General features: G+C 67.1%; 22 protein-coding genes. 19 read left to right on the forward strand and 3 right to left on the reverse strand.

Translation table 11 applies throughout. The features are described 5' to 3' along the window. The first annotated feature begins 9 nt into the window (after positions 1-9). Genes M3N53_10560 through murJ form a run of 4 tightly spaced genes read left to right on the forward strand, consistent with a single transcriptional unit; the run spans position 10 to position 4,000 of the window. Positions 10-921, forward strand: coding sequence for a hypothetical protein (locus M3N53_10560; protein ID MDP9068767.1), 912 nt, complete (start codon positions 10-12; stop codon positions 919-921). A 33-nt stretch (positions 922-954) separates the two neighbouring features. Then, positions 955-1,686: a M48 family metalloprotease gene (locus M3N53_10565; GenBank protein MDP9068768.1), complete on the forward strand. Its 732-nt coding sequence runs from the start codon at positions 955-957 to the stop codon at positions 1,684-1,686. A gap of 7 nt (positions 1,687-1,693) precedes the next feature. Further along, a complete protein-coding gene (locus tag M3N53_10570; GenBank protein ID MDP9068769.1) occupies positions 1,694-2,350 on the forward strand; it encodes a serine O-acetyltransferase in 657 nt (218 codons plus the stop codon). Continuing rightward, positions 2,351-4,000, forward strand: a complete 1,650-nt coding sequence (gene murJ, locus M3N53_10575) for a murein biosynthesis integral membrane protein MurJ (GenBank protein ID MDP9068770.1) — start codon at positions 2,351-2,353, stop codon at positions 3,998-4,000. Here the strand turns inward: murJ and M3N53_10580 are convergent. Next, entirely contained in the window at positions 3,988-4,929 is a 942-nt protein-coding gene (locus M3N53_10580) for a sulfotransferase (protein ID MDP9068771.1), read from the reverse strand. The two genes, murJ and M3N53_10580, sit on opposite strands and share 13 nt — an antisense overlap. Then, on the reverse strand, positions 4,902-6,317 hold the full coding sequence (locus M3N53_10585) for a phosphodiester glycosidase family protein (GenBank protein MDP9068772.1): 1,416 nt from the start codon (positions 6,315-6,317) through the stop codon (positions 4,902-4,904). The genes M3N53_10580 and M3N53_10585 overlap by 28 nt, the downstream gene beginning before the upstream one ends. Positions 6,318-6,498: 181 nt before the next feature. On the opposite strand from M3N53_10585, the gene M3N53_10590 reads away from it, so the two are divergent. From M3N53_10590 to M3N53_10600, 3 genes are all read left to right on the forward strand, one after another. Beyond that, complete coding sequence (locus M3N53_10590) at positions 6,499-7,545, forward strand: DUF3048 domain-containing protein (protein ID MDP9068773.1); 1,047 nt, start codon at positions 6,499-6,501, stop codon at positions 7,543-7,545. Beyond that, the gene (locus tag M3N53_10595) at positions 7,532-8,575 is read left to right on the forward strand and encodes a DUF3048 domain-containing protein (GenBank protein MDP9068774.1); all 1,044 of its coding nucleotides are present in this window, start codon (positions 7,532-7,534) and stop codon (positions 8,573-8,575) included. The genes M3N53_10590 and M3N53_10595 overlap by 14 nt, the downstream gene beginning before the upstream one ends. Positions 8,576-8,648: 73 nt before the next feature. Beyond that, entirely contained in the window at positions 8,649-9,002 is a 354-nt protein-coding gene (locus M3N53_10600) for a DsrE family protein (GenBank protein MDP9068775.1), read from the forward strand. 60 nt (positions 9,003-9,062) lie between these two features. Here the strand turns inward: M3N53_10600 and M3N53_10605 are convergent, their stop codons facing one another. Further along, positions 9,063-10,703 carry a hypothetical protein gene (locus tag M3N53_10605; GenBank protein MDP9068776.1) on the reverse strand — a complete coding sequence of 547 codons (1,641 nt, stop codon included), beginning with the start codon at positions 10,701-10,703 and terminating at the stop codon, positions 9,063-9,065. Positions 10,704-10,802: 99 nt separating this feature from the next. On the opposite strand from M3N53_10605, the gene pdxS reads away from it, so the two are divergent. The 12 genes from pdxS to M3N53_10665 all read left to right on the forward strand — a co-directional run bounded on the left by pdxS (position 10,803) and on the right by M3N53_10665 (position 20,877). Continuing rightward, positions 10,803-11,699 carry a pyridoxal 5'-phosphate synthase lyase subunit PdxS gene (pdxS, locus tag M3N53_10610; GenBank protein MDP9068777.1) on the forward strand — a complete coding sequence of 299 codons (897 nt, stop codon included), beginning with the start codon at positions 10,803-10,805 and terminating at the stop codon, positions 11,697-11,699. Between the two features lie 10 nt (positions 11,700-11,709). Next, complete coding sequence (gene pdxT / locus M3N53_10615; protein MDP9068778.1) at positions 11,710-12,288, forward strand: pyridoxal 5'-phosphate synthase glutaminase subunit PdxT; 579 nt, start codon at positions 11,710-11,712, stop codon at positions 12,286-12,288. Beyond that, complete coding sequence (locus M3N53_10620) at positions 12,289-13,038, forward strand: YebC/PmpR family DNA-binding transcriptional regulator (protein ID MDP9068779.1); 750 nt, start codon at positions 12,289-12,291, stop codon at positions 13,036-13,038. It begins immediately after the preceding gene. Further along, positions 13,013-14,275, forward strand: coding sequence for an adenylate/guanylate cyclase domain-containing protein (locus tag M3N53_10625; protein MDP9068780.1), 1,263 nt, complete (start codon positions 13,013-13,015; stop codon positions 14,273-14,275). Before M3N53_10620 ends, M3N53_10625 begins: the two co-directional genes overlap by 26 nt. A gap of 119 nt (positions 14,276-14,394) precedes the next feature. Continuing rightward, a complete protein-coding gene (ruvC, locus tag M3N53_10630) occupies positions 14,395-14,898 on the forward strand; it encodes a crossover junction endodeoxyribonuclease RuvC (GenBank protein MDP9068781.1) in 504 nt (167 codons plus the stop codon). Then, a complete protein-coding gene (gene ruvA / locus M3N53_10635) occupies positions 14,895-15,473 on the forward strand; it encodes a Holliday junction branch migration protein RuvA (GenBank protein MDP9068782.1) in 579 nt (192 codons plus the stop codon). The genes ruvC and ruvA overlap by 4 nt, the downstream gene beginning before the upstream one ends. Further along, on the forward strand, positions 15,470-16,516 hold the full coding sequence (ruvB, locus tag M3N53_10640) for a Holliday junction branch migration DNA helicase RuvB (protein MDP9068783.1): 1,047 nt from the start codon (positions 15,470-15,472) through the stop codon (positions 16,514-16,516). The genes ruvA and ruvB overlap by 4 nt, the downstream gene beginning before the upstream one ends. Positions 16,517-16,660: 144 nt before the next feature. Then, positions 16,661-16,957 (forward strand): preprotein translocase subunit YajC, encoded by a 297-nt coding sequence (gene yajC, locus M3N53_10645; protein ID MDP9068784.1) that lies wholly within the window; start codon positions 16,661-16,663, stop codon positions 16,955-16,957. Between the two features lie 161 nt (positions 16,958-17,118). Next, a complete protein-coding gene (locus tag M3N53_10650; protein ID MDP9068785.1) occupies positions 17,119-17,760 on the forward strand; it encodes an HD domain-containing protein in 642 nt (213 codons plus the stop codon). Positions 17,761-17,776: 16 nt separating this feature from the next. After that, on the forward strand, positions 17,777-19,210 hold the full coding sequence (secD, locus tag M3N53_10655) for a protein translocase subunit SecD (protein ID MDP9068786.1): 1,434 nt from the start codon (positions 17,777-17,779) through the stop codon (positions 19,208-19,210). After that, positions 19,207-20,340: a protein translocase subunit SecF gene (gene secF, locus M3N53_10660; GenBank protein MDP9068787.1), complete on the forward strand. Its 1,134-nt coding sequence runs from the start codon at positions 19,207-19,209 to the stop codon at positions 20,338-20,340. The genes secD and secF overlap by 4 nt, the downstream gene beginning before the upstream one ends. A gap of 3 nt (positions 20,341-20,343) precedes the next feature. Beyond that, the gene (locus tag M3N53_10665; protein ID MDP9068788.1) at positions 20,344-20,877 is read left to right on the forward strand and encodes an adenine phosphoribosyltransferase; all 534 of its coding nucleotides are present in this window, start codon (positions 20,344-20,346) and stop codon (positions 20,875-20,877) included. Positions 20,878-20,939 lie beyond the last annotated feature (62 nt).

Here is a 20,939-nt window from a genome sequence, read left to right on the forward strand (position 1 = left end):
CTGTGCCGCATGAGAAAGCCAACGATGGTGTTGCTGATGATGCTGTTGCTCGTCTCGTGCAGCGAGGCGCCCGCTCCGGAGGCTGCAGGGAGTCCAACGACGGACCGCGGCTCTGCCTCGGAGTCGTCCCCCGAAGCCGACGAGAGCGGCGATCCCGCGGCGTCGGACCGCGCGGACGCCGACGATCAGGCGTCGGATGAGGATGGCGAAGAGGAGGCCGCCGACGCTGCGGCTCCGGGCGGCGATGGCGGCGGGGACGACGACGACGGCGTCTTCAACGATGGCGGGAGCGAGGACGACCATTCGTCGGCGCTTCACCCCGCGGCCGGCCGCTACCTCTATGACCAAACCGGCTACGAGAGCTTCTGTCAGGCCGCGACCTGCGAGCGGCAGGACCTGCCGCGGGAGCAACCGGTCGAGGTCAGGCTGAAGGAGAAGGCGGGGGGACGCGCGCTGGTGGTGAGCGAGGTGACCCCGTCCGACAACCGGATGGTGCGTACGACCGCGACCTTCACTCGCGCGAGATCTCTCGTGACGAACGTCTACGCGCGCTTCGACTACGAAGGCTTCACGTTCGAGAACACCTACCAGCCGGAGCCTCCGGTCGAGGCATTGCGGTTCCCGCTGGAAGACGGGCGGTCGTGGTCCGGGAGGTGGCGCGACAGCACCTCGGGTACGTACGAGGTGCGCGTCTTCGGGACCGAGCCGGTCTCGGTCGGAGGTGCCAGCGTGAACGCGGTCAAGCTGCAGACCGTCACTGAATTTTCGGGTGAGTTCGAGGGCACGGGGCTGTCGGTGATCTGGCTGGATCCCGCTTCCAGAGCGGTGGTGAAGGCCAAGGGCAAGATCGAGCTGAACAGCGCGTTCGGCCGCTACATCACCGAGTTCTCGAATCAGCTGACCTCCGGCCCCGGGTTCTGATGAGCCCGGCGTCCTGATGAGCCCCGCGTCCTGATGAGCACCACGTCGGTGGCGCCTGCGGCGCGCCGTCGGTTGCCTGATTGGGGCGCGCCGGACCCCGTGTACCCCCGCCGCAACCGCACGGCGCTGCTGGCGCTCGTGACTCTGCCGGCGCTCCTCGTGGCGCTCGTGATCGGTGTCCTTACGGGGCTCGCCTGGCTCGCCGCCCTTCTCGCCGGCGCGTGGGTCCTGAAGACGTGCGGCGATGCGTTCGCGCGGGACCCCCTGATGTTGCGGATGTTGAGGGCCCGTCGGATCGACCCGGGCGAGGCACCTCGTCTGCAGAACGTCGCTCGCGGGCTGGCGGGCGACCTCGGGGTCCCTCCGCCCCATCTCTACCTGATCCCCGACGGCGGAGCCAACGCGCTCGTGCGGAAGGGCGGGCGAGGAGGCGTCATAGCCGTGACCTCTTCGCTGCTCGAGCACTTCACCCGCACCGAGCTGGAGGCGGTCATCGCGCACTGCCTCGCCCGCCTGCACTCCGCCTACTTCGTCTACTCCAACCTCGCGGCCCGATGGACGGATCTGGGGGCAGGGCTCGCGCCACGGGTGGGCACCTCAGACGACGTCCGGGCCGCGGCCTTGACGCGCTATCCACCGGCGCTGGTCGCCGCTCTTCAGAAGAGCGATCCCCGGATCAAGAGGTACGCGCCGCTGTGGTTCGTGGCGGATGCACCTTCGCACGACCCCATCGACGTCCGCGTCGCCGCGATCTCGGAATTGTGAGACTGTGATGGGAGAGCCGACACGGATGCCGGGCACGCCGCCGCGTGGGTTGCGCGGCGACGTCGCGAGGCTCTTCTCCGCACGAGGCACGCACGGGGGTCGGCCGTCGCTGTGGCTTGCGCTCCAGCGCGCGATCACGCGCCCGGGCCCGCTGGCGATCGTGCTGTACCGGTTGTCGCACCGTCTGTGGGTGAGCGGGCTGCGAACGCCCGCCGAGATCGTGTGGAGGCTGAACCTGTTCCTCACCGGAGCGGACATCCACCCGGGCGCCGAGATCGGCGGCGGTCTTCGCCTGACACATACGAGCGGACTCGTGATCGGAAGCGGCGCCAGGGTCGGGAGCAACGTCACGTTGCTACACGAGGTGACTCTGGGCGGCTCCTCGCGCGGCTTCTTCGACGAGGGCTTCACGGACGGGTTCCCCGAGGTGGGCGACGACACCAAGATCGGTGCGGGTGCGAAGCTCCTCGGACCCATCCGAGTCGGCAAGGGGTGCTTCATCGGCGCCAACGCGGTGGTGGCCAAAGACGTCGCCGACGGCGAGGTCGTGACTGCCGGCCGCGAGGCATCGTCGCTCGTTCGGAGGATCGAACAGCTCGAGGAGGAGCTGAGATCACTTCGAGACGTCGTGGCGCGCGGGGACGCGGCCGGACCCGACGCGTAGGTGGCTTCGGCCGAGACACCCGATCGGGTAGAGCAACGGCGGGGCCTGGGCCGTTCCACCGCCGCGATGACGCTCGGTACCGTCATCTCCCGCGCGACCGGTGTCGTGAGGCTGGCGGTGGTGGTGGCGACGTTGGGCGTGGCGGAGACGCGGCTCGCCGACAGCTACAACCTCGCGAACTCGGCCCCCAACATCCTTTACGAGCTCGTGCTCGGAGGCCTGATCACGGCGGTGTTCGTTCCGGTGTTCGTGGAGTTGCTCCAGGGCGCGGATCGCGACCTCGCGTGGCGCAACGTCAGCGGCATCGTCAACTGGTCGTTGCTCGCGCTGGCGGTGCTGGCGGTCGTGGGGGTGCTCGCGGCCCCCTGGATCGCGGAGGTCTACGCCAGCCGCCTGGAGGGGCAGGAGGCCGTGCACCAGCAACGGGTGATCACGTTCTTGTTGCGCTTGTTCATCCCACAGGTGGTGCTCTACGGCATCTACTTCATGGGGGCCGCGCTTCTGAACGCGCACCGGCGCTTCGCTCTGCCGATGTTCACGCCGATCCTCAACAACATCGTGCTGATCGGGGTACTGATCGTGTTCAACGCCCGCTACGGACCCGTCGACCTGGCCTCGGTTACGACTCCTCAGCTACTTCTGTTGGGGCTTGGGACGACTGCCAGCGTGGCGCCGATGGGGTTGATGCTCCTGCCGGCGGTGGCGCGGCTGGGTGGCTACCGGTTCACTCTGCACGTAGAGCGCGCGATGGTCCGCAAGCTGGTGCGGTTGTCGCTCTATATCGGGGGGACCGTGGCGGCCAACCAGGTCGGTTTCGTCGTGGTTCAGTGGCTGGCGAACGGCCGCCAGGGCGGCTTCACCGCTTACATCGCCGCGTTCACGTTCTTCTTGCTTCCGATCGGGTTGTTCGTGTGGTCCCTGACCACCGCGCTCGCGCCATCGATGAGCGCCAGCGCGCTGTCGCAGAGCTGGGCGGAGTTCAAGGAAGACCTCTCTATCGGGCTGCGCGCGACGTTGTTCCTGATGCTGCCCGCGACCGCGGGCTTCCTCGTCCTGGCGCAACCTCTGGTCGAAGCGTTCCTAGAGCACGGCATCGTCACCGGCGGCTCTACGCGGCTGATCGTGGACGTGCTGACGTTCCTCGCGTTGGGGCTGGTCCAGTTCTCTCTCTTCCAGCTCCTGACGCGCGCCTTCTATTCGATGCAAGACGGGCGCACGCCGTTCTGGATCAACGCGGCCGTGATCGGCCTGAACATCGCGATCAACCTGCCCATGTATCGGTGGCTCGGGGTCCCCGGCCTGGCGGCCGGACACGCGGCTGCATACAGCGTCGGGGTCTTCCTGCTAGTGCGGTCGCTGTCGCGCCGGGTAGGCGACCTCGGCCTCCGCAAGCTGCTGGACTCCTTCCTTCGAACGGCTGCCGCGACGGCCGCTATGGCGGTGCTGGTTACGGTGACGCGGGAGATCGTGGCGGCTACGGTCGGCTCCGAGGGGACGGTCGGATCCTCCGTCACACTCGTCGCGGGCGCGCTCGTCGGAGCCCTCGCCTACCTCTTCTTCGCGAGCGCGTTGCGGGTCGAGGAGCTGAACTTCGTCAAGGACCTGCTGGTTCGGCGCCGGCGCGCGGACGCGCAGCTTCAATCGTCGTAGAAGTGTGCGGCGACCGCCGCGGTTTCTCGCTCCACCCGTTCGATCTCCTCGGGCGACAGCCTCTGCCTCCACGTCTCGGCGGCCGCCCTGCTGTCGCGCTTGATGGCTCGGCGGTCGCGCGTCGAGACGTCTTTTGGGTTCGTGCTGTCGCTGAAGTCGGCGACCCGCGCCCGCGCGTCCTCGTCCCATGTCAGCCCGAGCCCGGCATAGAGCTTCTCGAACCCTGCGACCGGCTCTGCAGCGAGCTCCTCGTACTTCACGTAGAGGAACTCCGGGCGTCGCGCCTCCAGGGCGCGGACGAAGTCGTAGATAGCGTTCCACATGACGATCCCCTCTTTGACGAGGTCCACCTCGCCCTGGTAGCCCCGGAACGAACCCTCGTGGCCACCGAGGTGGTCTCGCATCAGCGCGGGCTGCGCGAGCCAATTCTGTTCGTAGTCGAAGCCCCAGTTAAGGCGCTTGATGCTGCTGACGAACGCGACCGGCTTCCGGATCATGATCACGGGCCGTACGCGGAAGCGATCCGCCAACCACTCCGAGGAGAACAGGGCGAAGGGGTCCTTCAGGAGCGGTCGCAAACCACGGACGCGATAGCTCAGGCCGCGCGGGATCTCGGGCAGCTGGCGCGCTACGTCTCTCGCGCTGCGCGACGCGACGAGCGAGCGCGCGACGGGGTAGCGCAGTTGGAGGACGCGCCGGACGCCGGGCAGGTACGGACTCTCGTTCTCGGGCGAGATGTACATGTACCAATAGGGGAGCGGCTCGGTGATCCACCCCGGCGAGCGGTTGGGGCAGAAGGGTTCGTGGATGTACGCGGCCTCTCCCGATGCACACAGCATCCGGCCTACCCACGTCGTGCCGGAGCGGTGCGATCCCGTGACGAGGATCGGGTCGTGCGACCTCAGTTGCCGGTGCGAACCGACTCGCATCCGGTCTCGCCTCGGTAGACCTCGAGAGCGCGCCGCAGCTGGCCGGTGAAGAGCGTGTTCGTGCCGTTCTTCTTCGCGAGGTAGTCCAAGAGACCGCCTGTCGAGGCCGGGTCCCGTAGCTGGTCGCACCGCGACGCTACGGGATCCGCCGACGAGGTACCGAGCTCGGTCGGCTCCGGCGCGGGCGAGATGGTCGGCGCGGGTGCAGGCTCCGGGACCTCGCCGACGACCAGGATCGCGGAACCGACGGGGCGCTCGGTTTCTCCCGAGTACCGGTTCACCACGCGTCCGCGCGCCCACATGGTGGTCGAGCCGCCGCCGTCGAGGTTCAGGGCCGACGTGGCGCCGAGGTACTGGAACAGCCGGGCGAACTCGACCGGGGTCATCCCGACCGACCGCTCCTGGCGCCCGTCGACGGTGACCAACAAGATCTTGCCGTTCGCGTTGATGCCGATGCCCGTGCGCGGGTTCCGGTCGCAGAAGTACGAGTCGTTGCAGTCCTCGGCCGTCATCACGCCGCTCTCCAACAACGTCGGGTTCCCTCCGATCGTCTCGTCCACGCCCCGCCATCCCGTGGTCCACCCCAAGGTGACCTGCTCACCCACGGTGAGCCCTGCCTTTATCTGCTTTCCCTCGGCGCTGCCCCAGGGCGCGGAGATCACGGTTCCCCCGCGGCGACCGAGCCGCCTCGAACGGCACACCACCGCGCTCACGCTGAAGCTCTGCTCGACCGACGTCTGCTCGAGGCGTAACGCCGGCGCGCCTGACGGCATGAGCCGCGCCGAACACGCGTTGAGCGGCGGCTTGTGGTTCCAGCCGCCCGTCATCGTGTAGACGGAGAACTCGCCGAACTCCGCGGGAACCTCGTTCCAGGCCGCCACCTCCCACGTCTCCGCCGTCTCTTGCTGCGTCAGCCATGCGTCGTACTTCGGGTGGCCGATGTAGACGGTCTGTTCGTCGTGTGACAGAGCGAAGTTCCGTCCGTAAAGAAGCGGTGAGGTCACGAGCTCCGCGTTCTGAGCGAACATGTGAACCGGCCTGCCCTGAAGCGGATCGCTGGGCAGCAACGTGTAGTCGCCGTTGATCGCCGCGATCGCGCCGTTGCGCGCCGCCATCGAGCTCGTGGTCTCGTGACCCGGGATCTCGTCGTTGGCAAGCTCCATGTCTAGCGTCAGGCTGCTGTCCAGGTTGAGCTTGAGGACGCGGATGCGGTTCGGGCCCCTCGAGTCACGGATACGTAGGAGCCGGAGCCCGGGCGCGACCCGTTCGCCCGTGACCCGGTAGCGTCCTGCCGCGCTCGCGCGCGGAGGCGATGGCATCACCGCGATCGACGCGGCCAGCACCAACGCGGCCGCGACCGCGACGGCGCCGGTTGTTCTTCCCCTCACGGATACGACACTAGCGCGCTCTTGTGCGTTACAGATAACAATCGCAACATCCGCCTTTCCACTAGAGGTGCGTGTTAGCGTCGTTTTGCCCACGTGAGGCCCCTGTCAGGGGAACCCGGTGAGGCGGCGGCCCAGGCATAGGGACGCTAACCGGACATCTCAAGCAAGGAGGACCAGCCCGGTGACGACGACGGCCAAGCGCGGGATAGCGATAGGAGGAGGCGTCGTCGTTCTGGCGGTGGTCGCCTTTCTGCTCATGGGTAACAGAGAGGGAGGACCGCTCAGCGCGGTGGCGAACCTCGTCGATCCCGAGCCCGCCGTGTGTCCGCTGACGGGGGTCGAACCCGATAAGGAAGCGCTGCTCGCGCGCCCCGCGGTTGCCGTGAAGATCGAGAACAACCCGGTCGCATATCCGCTGTCGGGGCTCGAGGAGGCCGAGATCGTCTACGAGGAGCTGGTCGAGGGCGGCCAGACCCGATTCATGGCGCTCTACCACTGCACCGACGCGGCCAAGGCCGGCCCGGTCCGCAGCGCGCGCGAGGTGGACGCCGCGATCATGACGCCGATCACGCGCATCCTGGCCGCCGCCGGAGGCAACGCCGCGGTCCGCAGCACGTTGTCCGAGAGCGGCATCGTCTTGGTCGACGAGACCGATTCGGGGGAAGCGATGCAGCGCATCCCGCGCGAGGGCATCAGCATGGAGCACACGCTGTATGCCGACACCGTCGGGCTCCGCAAGCTCGGCCGCAAGGAGTTCGACGAGCCGCCGCCCGAGGAGCTCTTCCGGTTCGGCGAGCTGGAGGGGAAGGCGAAGAAGGCCAAGACGATCTCGATCGAGTTCGGCGCCGCGTCCTCGAGCTATCAGTGGGACGGCGACGGTTGGCTGCGCTTCGACGAGGGCCAGCCTCTGATGAGCGAGACCGGCGAGCAGATCAAAGTCGACAACGTGATCATCGAAGAACACACGATCGACTACTCCGAGATCACCGACGTCACCGGCGCGGCCTCCACGATCATCAGAGACGTGACCGGGACGGGGCGCGCCGTGTTGTTCCGCGACGGTCGCGCCATCAAGGGGTCATGGGAGCGCGAGACGGTGGAGGGGCCGGTCCGGTTCGTGACCGCGGCCGGCGACGACATGGTGCTCGCGCCCGGGACAACGTGGATCGAGCTGGTTCCGGGCAAGGACGGCGAGGCCAAGGGATCGTTCTCATATGCCAAGAGCTAGAGGTCTGCGCGGGGTGGCCGCCATCGCCACGGCTCTCGTCGCTCTCGGTGCCTGCAGCGGAGACGCGGCGCCGGAGGCCGCGCCGGAGACGCCGGTGCCCGCCCCGAGCCCAACTCCGGACCCGAAGTGCCCGCTGACCGGTCTAGACGCGAAGAGCCCGGCGTTGGTCGAGCGCCCCGCGGTTGCCATCAAGGTCGAGAACGCCCCGATCGCGTACCCGCTGTCGGGCCTCGAGGACGCCGAGATCGTGTTCGAGGAGCTCGTCGAGGGCGGGGTCACGCGGTTCATGGCCATCTACCACTGCACCGACGCGAAGAAGGTCGGGCCGGTCCGCAGCGCCCGCGCGGTCGACCCGGGGATCATGATCCCGATCACTCGCATCCTCGGCGCGGCGGGCGGAAACGACATCGTGCGGAAAGAGCTGGAGAAAGCAAAGGTCGTCGTCCTCGACGAGCGGAAGTCGAACCCCGGGCTGCGCCGGATCCCGCGTCCGGGGATCGCGCTCGAGCACACGCTCTACGCGAACAGCGGAGTGATCCGGAAGCTTGGCCAGAAGCGCTTCGATGAGCCTCCACAGACCAACTTCGAGTTCGGTCCTCTCCAAGGGAAGGCGAAGAAGACCCGCAACGTCACGATCAACTTCGGAGGAGAGTCCACCGTCGGCTACACGTGGTCGAAGGGCGAGTGGAAACGCTTCGACAACGGCTCGCCGCTCCTCGCGGAGGGCGGCGGCCAGATCGGCGTTGACAACGTCGTGATCGAGCAGCACACGATCAACAACTCCCGCACGATCGTCGACGTCGGCGGCAACCCGTCGATCGAGATCAAGGACCAGACCGGTAAGGGCTCCGCCGTGCTGCTGCGCGACGGCAAGGCGATCCACGGCCGCTGGATCCGCAAGAGGCTGAAGGCGCCGGTGCGGTTCGTCACCACCCGAGGGGACACGATGGTGTTCGCGCCCGGGACGATCTGGGTCGAGCTCGTGCCCGACCGCAAGGGAGAGATCAAAGGGTCTTTCTCGCTGAAGTAGCTATCCCGCTGAGACGGTGGTGGCTATCGTTCCGCAGGTCGAACGGTCGCCAAAGGAGGTCTGGGTGGGAAAGATGCTCGTCCACGTCACGAAGGGTCCCGAGGACCCGACCCGAGCGGCACTTGCTTTCCTGGTTGCGAAGGCCGCGGTGGCGGACGGTCACGACGTATCCATGTTCCTCGCGGCGGATGCGGTCCAACTCCTGCGCGACCCGGTTCTCGACTCGCTGACCGGGGTCGGGACGGGGTCTCTGCGCGAGTCCTACGACGCGGTCGTTTCCGGCGGAGGGCGCTTCTATCTGTCGGGCATGTCCAGCAAGGCGCGCGGGGTGTCGGCGCAAGACCTGGAGGGGAAGCCCGCGGAGATGGCGATGCCGGACGTGCTCGTGAGGCTCAGCTTCGAGAGCGACGTCGTCCTCTCTTACTAGAAGTCGCGGCGGGAGACCGCGTCGCGACCCTGATCGTCGAGATCTGCTGGAGCGTGGCGATCACACGTCTTCCGATTCGAGGCGCGCGCGAGAAAACCAGCGTCGACCGAGGCTGTCGTACACCAACATGCCCGCTATGAATACGTAGCCGAGGAGGAGCCAAAGCGACGCCGGGCCTACGTTCGAGATGCGGCCGGCCTCGTATGACGACATGAGGGTCAAGGTCGACCCCAACAAGAAGAGGGCGATGATCTGTATGAGCCAAACCCGTCGGAGAAGGGTGTCAGGCACAGGCTCTAATTCTTGCGCGGCGCGATAGGTGACCCCTCCGGCTGCTTGCGTTAGGACAGCCCACCATCCGAATATCGGATCGAGCAGCGATCCGGCGATTGCGAGCGCGCCTGCCGAGACGGCTACGAGGATGTTCAATGCTGCCCCCGCCGACATGCGGCCCGCCTGTGGGTTGTCATCCGGGATGCTGAGAAACCATGTTTGCAACGGGAACGGCAGCAGCGAGCTGATACGAGCAAACTCCCGAGCGCCGCGAACAAGCCGGGAACGTGCTGTCACGGTCGCAAGCTCCGACTTGCGGATCTCCGACACCTCCCGCTCGTAGCGAACCGCAGGGTTGAGCAGTTCAGTGGAATCTTGCTGAGCCCTCCGCAACCCAACAGAAGCTAAGGGTTCATCGCGGCCCGGCGGGATCGCCGTGTGCACGAGATCGAAGTGCGCGCGCGCCAGGCTGTGCACGCATCTGACAAGGCACGCGGTCCCACGGAAGAACGGTAAGGAGATGGCCGCGTCGCCGACGAGGAATACATGAGCCTTCTGCGCTCGGTCTTCGTAAACAACACGCTCGATGTACCGGTGCTCCAGTCGGAACGTGCTCTGGAGCTCGACTTCCGTCAGATGCGGCGTCAGGCCGTGACGGAAGTGCTCGACCAGTCTCTCGAAAAGTGGAGCGTTGAGCCCTCTCACTAGAGCGCGGTGCAGGGCAACAGGACGCTTTGGGGTGGCGCGGAGTGCCTCCAACCGCTGATGGTGGAGTGCGGGCAGGAAGACGTCGACTTCGGCGAAGCCGTTTGGGTTCAGCCGGTAGTCGACGATGGAGCCGAGCACCTTCGATATCCGGTACTGATCAACGCGTCCTAACCGGGTCGGCAGATCCGGTCCCAGCACTCTGAGACGGGCAACGGTCTCGTGCGTGTGCTCAACGATCGCGTGACCTCCTCGCACGGTCTCTCGTACTGTGCTGTGGACTGAGTCGGCGCCTACGATCGTCAGTCGACACTGCTCGGGTATGCCTCGCTCTCTTTCTAGATGACGGCGTAATCCAAGAAGCGGAACCTCGTCGCTCCCGCGACCAATGTGCAGTTGCTCTTTCGTGACACCCAGATCCAGCACCAGTGCGGATAGGTGTCGCTCGAGCTGGTTGACTGCAGGCGAGAAATCGCAGCTCTTCAAGAAGTCGATGAGGTCGTCGAACCGCGGATCCGCTAGGTCGCGTTGTAGATCGAGTAGCGGGGCGGCCGCCATGCGAAGGCGGTGGGTGCGCTCGTAGGTCATGCGTTTGTCGAAGAGCAGGATCGGCCAGGTTCCACGATGACCACCTCGACCCTCGAACATGATGCTTGCGGCGCTGCAGAACAGCAATCCCGCTGGGCCGGCTCCGATCACGGCGGTGACCAGACGTTCTCCCATGCCGCCACTCTATTTAGCAGGCCTTTGATCCTCCGGAGCTTGGCCCCGCCCCCGGTAGAATCGGGGCTCCGCCCGATCGTCTTGCAGAGGAGTACTCCCATGGCCGATATCCAGAGAGAAACCGGCGGCGTGCGCGTGAAGCGCGGGCTCGCAGAGATGCTCAAGGGCGGCGTCATCATGGACGTCACGACCGCGGAGCAGGCGCGTATCGCGGAGGACGCCGGCGCCGTTGCGGTGATGGCGCTGGAGCGGGTGCCGGCCGACATCAGGGCCGAGGGCGGCGTCGTCCGCATGGCCGACCCCGAGAAGGTGGCCGAGATCGTCGAGTCGGTCTCGATCCCTGTCATGGCGAAGTGTCGCATCGGTCACTTCGTCGAGGCCCAGGTGCTGCAGTCACTCGGCGTTGACTACATCGACGAGTCCGAGGTGCTGACGCCGGCTGACGAGGCGAACCACGTGAACAAGTGGAACTTCGACGTTCCCTTCGTGTGCGGCGCGACCAACCTGGGCGAGGCGTTGCGGCGGCTGGGCGAGGGGGCCGCGATGATCCGCTCGAAGGGGGAGGCCGGAACCGGCAACGTCGTGGAGGCCGTTCGTCACATGCGTTCGATCACATCGTCGATCAAGAAGCTGTCTGTTCTGGGGGCCGAGGAGCTGATGAGCGAGGCGAAGGAGCTGCGAGCTCCGTACGAGCTCGTACGAGAGATCGCCGAGACCGGCAGGTTCCCCGTCGTGCTCTTCACCGCCGGCGGGATCGCCACGCCTGCGGACGCCGCTCTGATGATGCAGCTTGGCGCCGATGGGGTGTTCGTCGGCTCCGGGATATTCAAGTCTGGAGACCCCGCGGCGCGAGCACGCGCCATCGTCGAGGCGACCACGCACTTCGAGGATCCGGACCTCGTCGCCAAGGTCTCGCGGGGGCTCGGCGAGGCGATGGTGGGCATCAACATCGCCGACATCCCACAAGAGAGCCGGCTCGCCACGCGCGGTTGGTAGCACCGACGTCATGAAGGTAGGCGTCCTCGGTCTCCAAGGAGATGTGCGCGAGCACGTGAGGGCGCTCGACGCGGTCGGCGCGACGCCATCGGTGGTGAAGCGGACGGACCAGCTGGCGGAGGTCGACGCGTTGGTGTTGCCTGGAGGCGAATCGACGACGATCGGCAAGCTCCTCGACCGCTACGAGCTGATCGCGCCGCTGCGGGAGCGGGTCGCCCGGGGGATGCCGCTGTATGGGACCTGTGCCGGCGCGATCCTGATGGCCGCCGACATCGCCGGCGCCCATGACGCGCCCCATCGACTGGCCGTGCTCGACATATGCGTGCGCCGCAACGGCTACGGGCGCCAGCTCGACTCCTTCGAGGCAGACCTCGACATCGACGGTCTCGACGGCGCCTTCCGCGCGGTCTTCATCCGAGCGCCGATAGTCGAGTCGTGTGGCGACGGCGTCGAGGTGCTGGCGGAGGTGGACGGGCATCCGGTGCTCGTGCGACAGGGACGTTTGCTCGCCTCCACCTTCCATCCGGAGATGACGCCGGACGCTAGGGTTCACGACATGTTCGTGAACGAGATAGCGACGGAGCGGTAGGTGTCCGGCCACTCCAAATGGTCCACGATCAAGCGCAAGAAGGGCGCCGTCGACGCGCAGCGCGCCAAGGTGTGGAGCAAGCTCTTGCGGTTCGTCGAGGTCGCAGCACGCGAGGGCGGCGGGATCATCGAGAACAATCCCACGCTGGCCACGGCGGTGCAGAAGGCGAAGCAGGCATCGGTGCCGAACGACAACATCCAGCGCGCGATCAAGCGCGGGACGGGTGAGCTACAGGGGGAGTCATACGAAGAGACCTCCTACGAGGGCTACGGTCCCGCCGGCGTCGCGCTGCTGGTTCACTGCCTGACGAACAATCGGAACCGCTCCTCCCAGGACGTGCGCGCCGCCTTCAACGGCGCCGGCGGGAAGCTAGCGGAGCCGGGGGCGGTCGCGTGGATGTTCGAGCCCAAGGGCGTGGTGATCGTCCCGAGCGACAGCGCCAGCGAGGACGACGTGTTTCTCGTGGCGGCCGACGCGGGGGCCGAGGACGTACGGGCGAGCGATGGTTCGTTCGAGGTGGTGACGCCGCCGGAGGCGATCAAGGCCGTCCGAGAGGCTCTCGAGGGTGCGGGGATCGAGGTCGAGTCCAGCGAGGTGACGCAGCTACCGAAGACGACCGTCGAGCTGGACGAGAGCGATGCGAAGAAGGTCTTGAACCTGGTCGACGCGCTGGAGGACCTTGACGACGTGCAAGACGTCTACGCGAACTTCGACATCCCCGACCATGTCCTCGCCGCAGTCGCTTCCTGACGATCCGCGGCTCGCGGAGGTAGCGCGGGAGCTCGAGAAGACGCGCGGTGCCGCGATGTTGTGCGACGGTGAGTGGACGCTCGTGTGGATCTCCGAGGAGCTCCAGGCGCTGATCGGGGAGCAGGACGCGGCCGCGATCGGCGTCGGGAAGCACGTGGTCGAGGCGTGGCTCACCGGTCCGTGGCCTTCGATGATCACGATCGAGAGCCAGGTGCACGATCTGTACGAGGTGTGGCCGCGGTTGATGCACGACACGCCCGGCGGACGCGCCGGGCTGCTCGAGATCTTGAAGCGCGGGCTCGAGAACTGCCACCCGTCGGCGCAGTGGTGGACGGATCCGGCCGAGATCTCACAAGAGGCGCTGGAGCAGCTCCTGGAGCCGCTCGCCAGCCTCGAGGAACAGCCGCCTCCCCGGGTGTGGTCCAGCACGTTCGGCTACATCCAGGGCGACCTGCCGCCGACGCCGATCAACGAGGTGTTCGTCCGGCTGCACGACGACGACGGCAGCTTCCTGGGCACGGTGATCTTCTACGACCCGGGGTTGCCCGCCCGGGTTCTGGCGCTGGTGTCGCGCGGCGACGAGGGGATGTTCCAGCGGATGGCTCGCCTGGTGGAGCCGGGGCGCAAGCAGGCGGCGGTGCTGTTCGCGGACCTGCAGGCATCGTCGGCTCTGTCTCGCCGTCTGCCGAGCGCGGCCTACTTCAGGCTGATCCGAGGACTGACGACCGCGATCGACGAGGTCGTGGGACGGCAACACGGCATCGTCGGCAAGCACGCGGGCGACGGCGTGACCGCGTTCTTCCTGGCGGAGGACCTCGGCAGCGCGTCGGCCGCGGCCCGCGCCGCGATCGCGACGGCGAGAGAGATCTCTGGCCTCGCCAAAGAGGTTGCCGGAGAGCTGGCGGAGGAGATCGGCCTGATCGAGAGCGAGCTCTGCAGGATCAACGTGGGGGTTCACTGGGGGGGCCGCCTCTACATGGGGCAGCTGGTGACCGGCGGTCGCCTCGAGGTGACCGCGCTGGGCGATGCCGTCAACGAGTGCGCGCGGATCCAGGAGTCGGCATCGGACGGCGCCATCCTCGGCTCCAAGAGCCTGATCGAGCATCTGACCGATGCCGACGCCGCGGCGGTGGCGCTCGATCCCGACACCGTCCTCTACAGGACGATCGACGAGCTCGAGTCCGCTCCCGAGAAGGCGCGGAGGGACGCAGGCGGGATCCCGGTCACGCCGCTCTAAGCGCCGACCCGGCTCCGGGCTTCCACGGAAGGTCGGTTGCGCCTAAAGACGTCGTTTCGACGGGGGTCTCCGCTACGCTGGCGGGCGAACAAGCGTTCGACTCTGCCAAGGAGGCTCACCTGCGCGTCCTGGGGATCGACCCCGGCTTCGCCACGACCGGCTACGGCGTGGTCGAGCGGTCGGGCGGCCGACTGCGGGGGGTGGCGCTCGGTGCGTTGAAGACGACCCCGTCGCTCGCCCAGGCCGAGCGGCTGTTGGAGCTCCGCCACGCCCTCCTCGGGCTGGTCGAGAGACACCACCCCGACGTCGTCGCCCTCGAGCGTGTTTTCTTCAACGCGAACGTACGTACGGCGATGGGCGTGGGTCAGGCCGCGGGAGTGGTCATGGCTACGGCCGCCGGCGCAGGTCTCGCCGTCCACGAGTACACGCCGACCGAGGTCAAGCAGTCGGTGGTCGGCGTCGGCAGCGCCTCGAAGCACCAGGTCCAGGCGATGGTCGCCTCGCTGCTGTCGCTGGCGGCGCCGCCGAAGCCTGCCGATGCGGCGGACGCGTGCGCGCTCGCGATCTGCCATCTGAACCGCAGCGGCCTGGCCCGCGCTCTACGGACCGCGAGCACACGATGATCGGGTTCCTGCACGGCGAGGTGGCGGGCCTGTCGCCCGACGGCTGCTACCTGGATGTCAACGGCGTCGGCTACAGGCTCTCGTGCAGCGCGACGACCCTCGGCGCCCTGCCGCCGGTCGGCCAGCGGGTCCGTCTGTGGGCCCACACCTACGTGCGGGAAGACTCGCTCGCGCTGTTCGGCTTCGTCTCCGAAGGAGAGCGAGCGATGTTCGAGGCTCTGCTCGGCGTTGCGGGAGTGGGGCCGAAGGTCGCGCTGCAGGTCTGCTCGGCGTTCTCGCCCGAAGCGTTCCGGCGCGTGCTCGTCAGCGAGGACACCGATGCGATCTCGTCGGTTCCGGGGATCGGCAAGAAGACCGCTGGCCGCATCGTGCTCGACGTGAAAGAGAAGCTGCAGCTTCCGGATCTCGAGGTTGTCGGAAAGGGGCGCGACGCGCTTGCCGAAGCCCGCTCGGCCCTCCAGAACCTCGGCTACTCGCAATCGGAGGTGCGGGCTGCGCTGGCGGCTCTCTCTCCCGACGACGGCGCGGACGTCGCCGACGTCATCAAGTCCGCTCTCCGGGTGCTTGCCGGATGAGCCCGGGCGAGGAGCACGCCGCAGAGGTCCTCTCCGTCGTCGCGGATCCGGTCGAGCGCGAGGCGGAGGGCTCGCTTCGACCGCGCACGATCGTCGAGTTCGTGGGGCAGGCCGAGCTCAAAGAGCATCTCGGGATCGTGTTGCAGGCGGCGCGGGAACGCTCCGAGCCCGCAGGCCACCTGCTGTTGTCGGGGCCGCCGGGTCTCGGCAAGACCAGCCTCGCGCACGTGGTCGCAAACGAGATGGGCGCGAACCTGCGCCCGACTTCGGGTCCCGCTCTGGAGCGCGCCGGTGACCTCGCCGCGATCCTCACGAACCTCGAGGACTCGGACATCCTGTTCATCGACGAGATCCACCGCCTGCCTCGGACGGTCGAGGAGGTGCTGTACCCGGCGATGGAGGACTTCCAGCTCGACCTCGTCATCGGGAAGGGCCCCAGCGCGCACACGATCCGCCTCGACCTGCCGCGCTTCACCCTGGTCGGTGCGACGACCAGAGCCGGGCTGATCACCGGCCCCCTCCGGAGCCGCTTCGAGCTTGCCGAGCGGCTGGAGTACTACCCGCCGGCGGACCTGGCGCAGATCGTCGCGCGTTCGGCTCGCATCCTGGACGTGAAGCTCGACGCCGACGGGGCCGAGGAGATCGCACGCCGGTCCCGCGGGACACCTCGGATCGCCAATCGCCTGCTCAGACGCGTGCGCGACTTCGCTCAGGTGCGCGAGCAGGGGAGCGTCGACGGCGCGGTCGCCCGCCGCGCGCTCGAGCTGTTCAAGGTGGACGAGCGGGGGCTCGACCGCACCGACGGCGCGATCCTCGACGCTCTCGTGAATCGCTTCTCCGGAGGCCCCGTCGGCCTGTCGACGCTTGCCGTCGCCGTAGGCGAAGAGCCAGACACGATCGAAGACGTCTACGAGCCGTTCTTGATGCAGCTCGGCTTCATCAGGCGCACACCGAGGGGCCGGGTCGCCACGCAAGAGGCGTTCCGGCACGTCGGCGTGGCTGCACCTCAGGGGGCCGCAGCCGTCCGCTTGTTCGGCTCCTGACCTGCCGTCAGATCTCCGTCAGACGCTAGGATGGACGACAGGGCCGCAGGCGCGGCTCTGTTCGCGCGAGGGCCTCACGGGTCGCGGCGAAGCCCCCATTGATAGCTGAGGAAGTGACGTCAAGTGCAAGGACTCGATAGCAGCTTGGTCTTTCTCGTTCTGGTCGGAGCGGTTTTCTACTTCATGCTCTACCGGCCCAACAAGAGGAGGATCGATCAGCACCGCCGGCTGATCGAGAGCATCGAGGAGGGCGACGAGATCGTCACGATCGGGGGCCTGTTCGGGAGCGTTCGAACGATCGACGACGAGCACTTCCACGTCGAGATCGCGCCGGGAACCACTATCAGGATGGCGAAATCGGCCGTGGCCAGGAGGCTCGAGCCGGAAACCCTGGAAGAAGAGGACGACGAGGTCGCGCCCGCGGGGGACCCGGGAACGTGACCCCTGTTCCTGGGGCGGCTCACCCCTCATCGGGGCCGGGCGTCCAGGCGGGCAACGAGGGCGTAGATGCACTCGGCCGCAGCGCGAAGCAGGCTGCTCCGGTGTCTTCGGCGCCTGGCCCCGAGCCCGTCGATCCTTCTTCCGGCGTCACGCTCGCCGACGTGCAGGCGCACGAGGGGGTTCAGACCTTCATCGCGCTGGCGGACCGCTACCTGGGAGAGCTCGGGTACACCGAGCACGGGTTCAGGCATGCGGGGCTCGTCGCGAAGATCGCCTACAACGTCCTCCACCGCCTCGGGTTCGACGACCGCATGGCGGAGCTGGCGGCGATCTCTGGGTACCTGCACGACATGGGGAACTTCGTTTCCCGGACGATGCATTCGCAGACTGGGGCCGCTATCACGTACGACATCCTGCGCGAGATCGGGATGAGCTACGGCGACATCGGCATCGTCCTCGCCGCGGTGGGGAACCACGAGGAGGAATTCGGGAACCCGGTCAACCCGGCCTCGGCTGCGCTGATCGTCGCCGACAAGTCCGACGTCCACCGGAGCAGGGTCCGCGTCAAGGACCCGACCCTGTTCGACATCCACGATCGGGTGAACCACGCCGTGGAGCACTCGTTCCTCCGCGTAGACTCGGAAGCGCGTACCCTGACCCTCGAGCTCACGATCGATACTGAGCTCGCGGGTGTGATGGAGTACTTCGAGATATTCCTGTCCCGGATGGCGATGTGCCGGCGCGCAGCGGAGTTCCTCGAGTGCCGGTTCAAGATCGACATCAACGGGGCGAAGCTGCTGTGAAGCTGTAAGGAGCGAGATGAAGAAGAAGCGTTACAAGCTGTATCTAGCCCTTTCGATCCTGGTCGCGTTCGGCGGCCTCGGCGCGGTGCTGGCAACGAACACCGCTCCGCGGCTCGGGCTCGACCTCGAGGGTGGGCTCAGCGTCATCCTGACGGCGCAGGGCGAGCAGGTCGAGCAAGACGTCCTCCAGAAGACGGTCGAGATCATCCGCCAGAGGATCGACGCGCTCGGCGTCGCCGAGCCCGAGGTGAGCGTCGCCGGCGACGAGAACATCCTGATCCAGCTCCCGGGCGTCGAGGACGACGAGGAGGCGCTGAAGCTTATCGGCACCACCGCGCAGCTGACCTTCCGCCAGGTCATAGAGCAGATCCCCGCCAACGCTCCCGCGGGCAAGAACAAGGAGGTGCCGGAGGTAACGGAAGAGGTGGGATCCGAGGTGAACGACGAGGAGGTCGTGTACCCGGACGCCGAGAACCCCGAGATCCTCTACCGGCTCGAGCCCGCGGAGCTGACGGGTGACATCGTCGAACGCGCGGAAGCCGTGCCGGACCCTCAAAGCGGCGCCTGGTTCGTCACGATCGACATGAACGAAGAGGGTTCGGAGACGTGGGAGAAGTTCACCAGCGAGCTCGCCTGTCTGCGCGACCAGGGCGAGCGGATCAAGAGCCAGGTCGCGATCGTCCTCGACGGCAGGGTCGAATCCGCCGCGGGCATGGAGGATCCCAGGACCTCGCCCACCGGCGGCGTCGAGTGCGATGTCGGCATCAGCGGCGGTGACACGCAGATCGACGCCGGCAGCCAGGCCGAAGCCCGCGAGCTCGCGCTGGTTCTCGAGACCGGTGCACTCCCCATCACGCTCGAGCAGTCCGAGGTGCAGAAGATCTCGCCCACGCTCGGCCGCGACTCACTCCAGGCCGGCATCACCGCGGGTGTGCTCGGACTGGCGCTGGTGATGATCTACGTCGTGCTGTACTACCGCGCTTTGGGGTTCATCGTATGGGCGGGCTTGGCGGTGTTCACCGCGACCCTCTACACCGTGATGTCCCTTCTCGGTGAGACGGCGGGTCTGTCGCTGAGCCTCGCCGGCATCGCCGGGATCATCGTTTCCGTCGGCATCACGACCGACTCCTACATCGTGGCCTTCGAGCGTCTGAAGGACGAGATCCGTACCGGCAAGTCGATGCGAGCCGCGGTCGATCGAGGTATGGCGCGCGCCTTCAACACGATCCTCGTCGCCGACTTCGTCTCGGGTTCCGCCGCTGTGATCCTGTTCTTCCTGGCGGTCGGCCCCGTGCGCGGCTTCGCCCTCACGCTCGGCATCGCGACGCTGATCGACGTCCTGATCGCGTACTTCTTCACTCGCTCGGCGGTGAACCTTCTCGGTCAGACGAAGTTGATGTCCTCGGGCAGGTTCATCGGGATGAAACAGGCCCTGGGGGTGAGCTCGTGAGCGGCGGCCTATCGCGCATCTATCGCGGCGAGACGCATGTCGACTTCATCGGCAAGCGCAGGATCTGGTTCGCGATCTCGGCGGTCGTCGTCGCGCTCTGCCTGGGATCGCTCCTCACGAAGGGACTGAACTACGGCATCGAGTTCGCCGGCGGCGTCTCGATCCAAGCGCCTATCGCGGAGGACGGACCTCTTGCCGGCGCGACCGATCTCGAGGTGACGGCCGAGCTGCGCGAGGCGCTCGGCGAGTTCGGCGCCGAAGGGGCTCAGATCCAGATCGCGAGCACGGAGGACAGGCGAACGGCGGTCGTGCAGACGAAAGAGGTGGCGGACCCGGAGCAGCAGGCCCTGGTCGTCGCCGCGGTGGGAGAGACGGTGGGAGCGTCGGTGGAGGAGACCGACAGCTCGCGCATCGGCAGCAAGTGGGGCGCGGAGATCACGCGCAAGGCCCTCCGGGCCCTCGTGATCTTCCTGTTGGTGGTCTTCGCCTTCATCTCGTGGCGGTTCGAGTGGAAGATGGCGATCGCATCGATCGTCGCGCTGATCCACGACCTGTTGATCACCGCGGGTGTCTATTCGCTCGTCGGCTTCGAGGTCACGCCGTCGAGCGTGATTGCGATCCTCACGATCCTCGGTTACTCCCTCTACGACACCGTCGTCGTCTTCGACAAGGTCGAGGAGACCACGGTGGCGCTCGCGTCGAGCGGCCGCATGACCTACCAGGACTCGGCGAACGTCGCGCTGAACCAGGTGTTCATGCGGTCCTTGAACACGTCGCTCTCGACGCTGCTGCCGATCTCGGCGCTGCTGTTCATCGGCGCCGGCTTCCTCGGGGCCGAGACGCTGAAGGACCTCGCGCTCGCCCTCCTCGTCGGAACGCTCGTCGGCACCTACTCCTCGATCTTCGTGGCAACTCCGCTGCTTTCGGTGTGGAAGGAGCGGGAGCCCAAGTACCGCAACGTGCGCGAGAAGGTGCTGCGCCAGGCGCGCGCCCGTGCGGAGGGAGAGCCTGCCCTCGCGGGCGGCGAGATCCCCGAACGGACTCCGGTGACCGCGTCCGCCGTCACGGGTTCGCCGGCGTCGCGTCCGCGTGCGGGCGCCAAGAAGGCCAAGCGCCGGAAGAAGAGGTAGTCGATGCCGTTCAACCCGGATCACGAGTGGCTCAAGGAGCACATCAGAGACATCGAGGATTTCCCGAAGCCCGGCATCGTGTTCAAGGACATCACGCCGTTGCTGGCCGACAAGAAAGCCTTCACGTACACCATCGACGCCCTGGCTCATCACTACGACCGCGACGAGATCGACAAGGTGCTTGGGATCGAGGCGCGCGGTTTCATGGTCGCGGCGCCGCTTGCCTACCGGTTCACGGCGGGGCTGATCCCCGTCCGCAAGAAGGGAAAGCTTCCCTGGCAGGTGGAGACCGAGACGTACGAGCTCGAGTACGGGACCGACGATCTCGAGATGCACAGGGACGCGATCGAACCCGGCGAGCGGATCCTGATCGTGGATGACGTACTGGCGACGGGAGGGACGGCCTTGGCCACGGCCAAGCTGACGGAGCGATGCGGGGGGAAGGTGGCGGGTATCGCCACGATCATGGAGCTCTCGTTCCTGGAGGGCCGCGAGCGCCTCGCGAACTACGACTTCCTCAGCCTGATCCGCTACTAAGCCCACTAGCGCGAGGTGGAGTTCGTCCGGGTCAAGGTTTGACCCCTAGCACTCGTAAGATG

It is taken from the genome of Actinomycetota bacterium, from assembly GCA_030776625.1.
Taxonomy (GTDB): Bacteria; Actinomycetota; CADDZG01; order CADDZG01; family WHSQ01; genus MB1-2.

Coding starts and splice junctions, on each gene's coding strand:
- M3N53_10595 (MDP9068774.1), top strand. CDS start 7,532: ATGCCAAGAGCTAGAGGTCTGCGCGGGGTGGCCGCCATCGCCACGGCT.
- M3N53_10570 (MDP9068769.1), top strand. CDS start 1,694: ATGGGAGAGCCGACACGGATGCCGGGCACGCCGCCGCGTGGGTTGCGC.
- ruvA (MDP9068782.1), top strand. CDS start 14,895: ATGATCGGGTTCCTGCACGGCGAGGTGGCGGGCCTGTCGCCCGACGGC.
- ruvB (MDP9068783.1), top strand. CDS start 15,470: ATGAGCCCGGGCGAGGAGCACGCCGCAGAGGTCCTCTCCGTCGTCGCG.
- pdxT (MDP9068778.1), top strand. CDS start 11,710: ATGAAGGTAGGCGTCCTCGGTCTCCAAGGAGATGTGCGCGAGCACGTG.
- M3N53_10605 (MDP9068776.1), bottom strand. CDS start 10,703: ATGGGAGAACGTCTGGTCACCGCCGTGATCGGAGCCGGCCCAGCGGGA.
- M3N53_10565 (MDP9068768.1), top strand. CDS start 955: ATGAGCACCACGTCGGTGGCGCCTGCGGCGCGCCGTCGGTTGCCTGAT.
- M3N53_10600 (MDP9068775.1), top strand. CDS start 8,649: ATGCTCGTCCACGTCACGAAGGGTCCCGAGGACCCGACCCGAGCGGCA.
- secD (MDP9068786.1), top strand. CDS start 17,777: ATGAAGAAGAAGCGTTACAAGCTGTATCTAGCCCTTTCGATCCTGGTC.
- M3N53_10560 (MDP9068767.1), top strand. CDS start 10: ATGAGAAAGCCAACGATGGTGTTGCTGATGATGCTGTTGCTCGTCTCG.
- M3N53_10580 (MDP9068771.1), bottom strand. CDS start 4,929: ATGCGAGTCGGTTCGCACCGGCAACTGAGGTCGCACGACCCGATCCTC.
- pdxS (MDP9068777.1), top strand. CDS start 10,803: ATGGCCGATATCCAGAGAGAAACCGGCGGCGTGCGCGTGAAGCGCGGG.
- M3N53_10625 (MDP9068780.1), top strand. CDS start 13,013: ATGTCCTCGCCGCAGTCGCTTCCTGACGATCCGCGGCTCGCGGAGGTA.
- M3N53_10665 (MDP9068788.1), top strand. CDS start 20,344: ATGCCGTTCAACCCGGATCACGAGTGGCTCAAGGAGCACATCAGAGAC.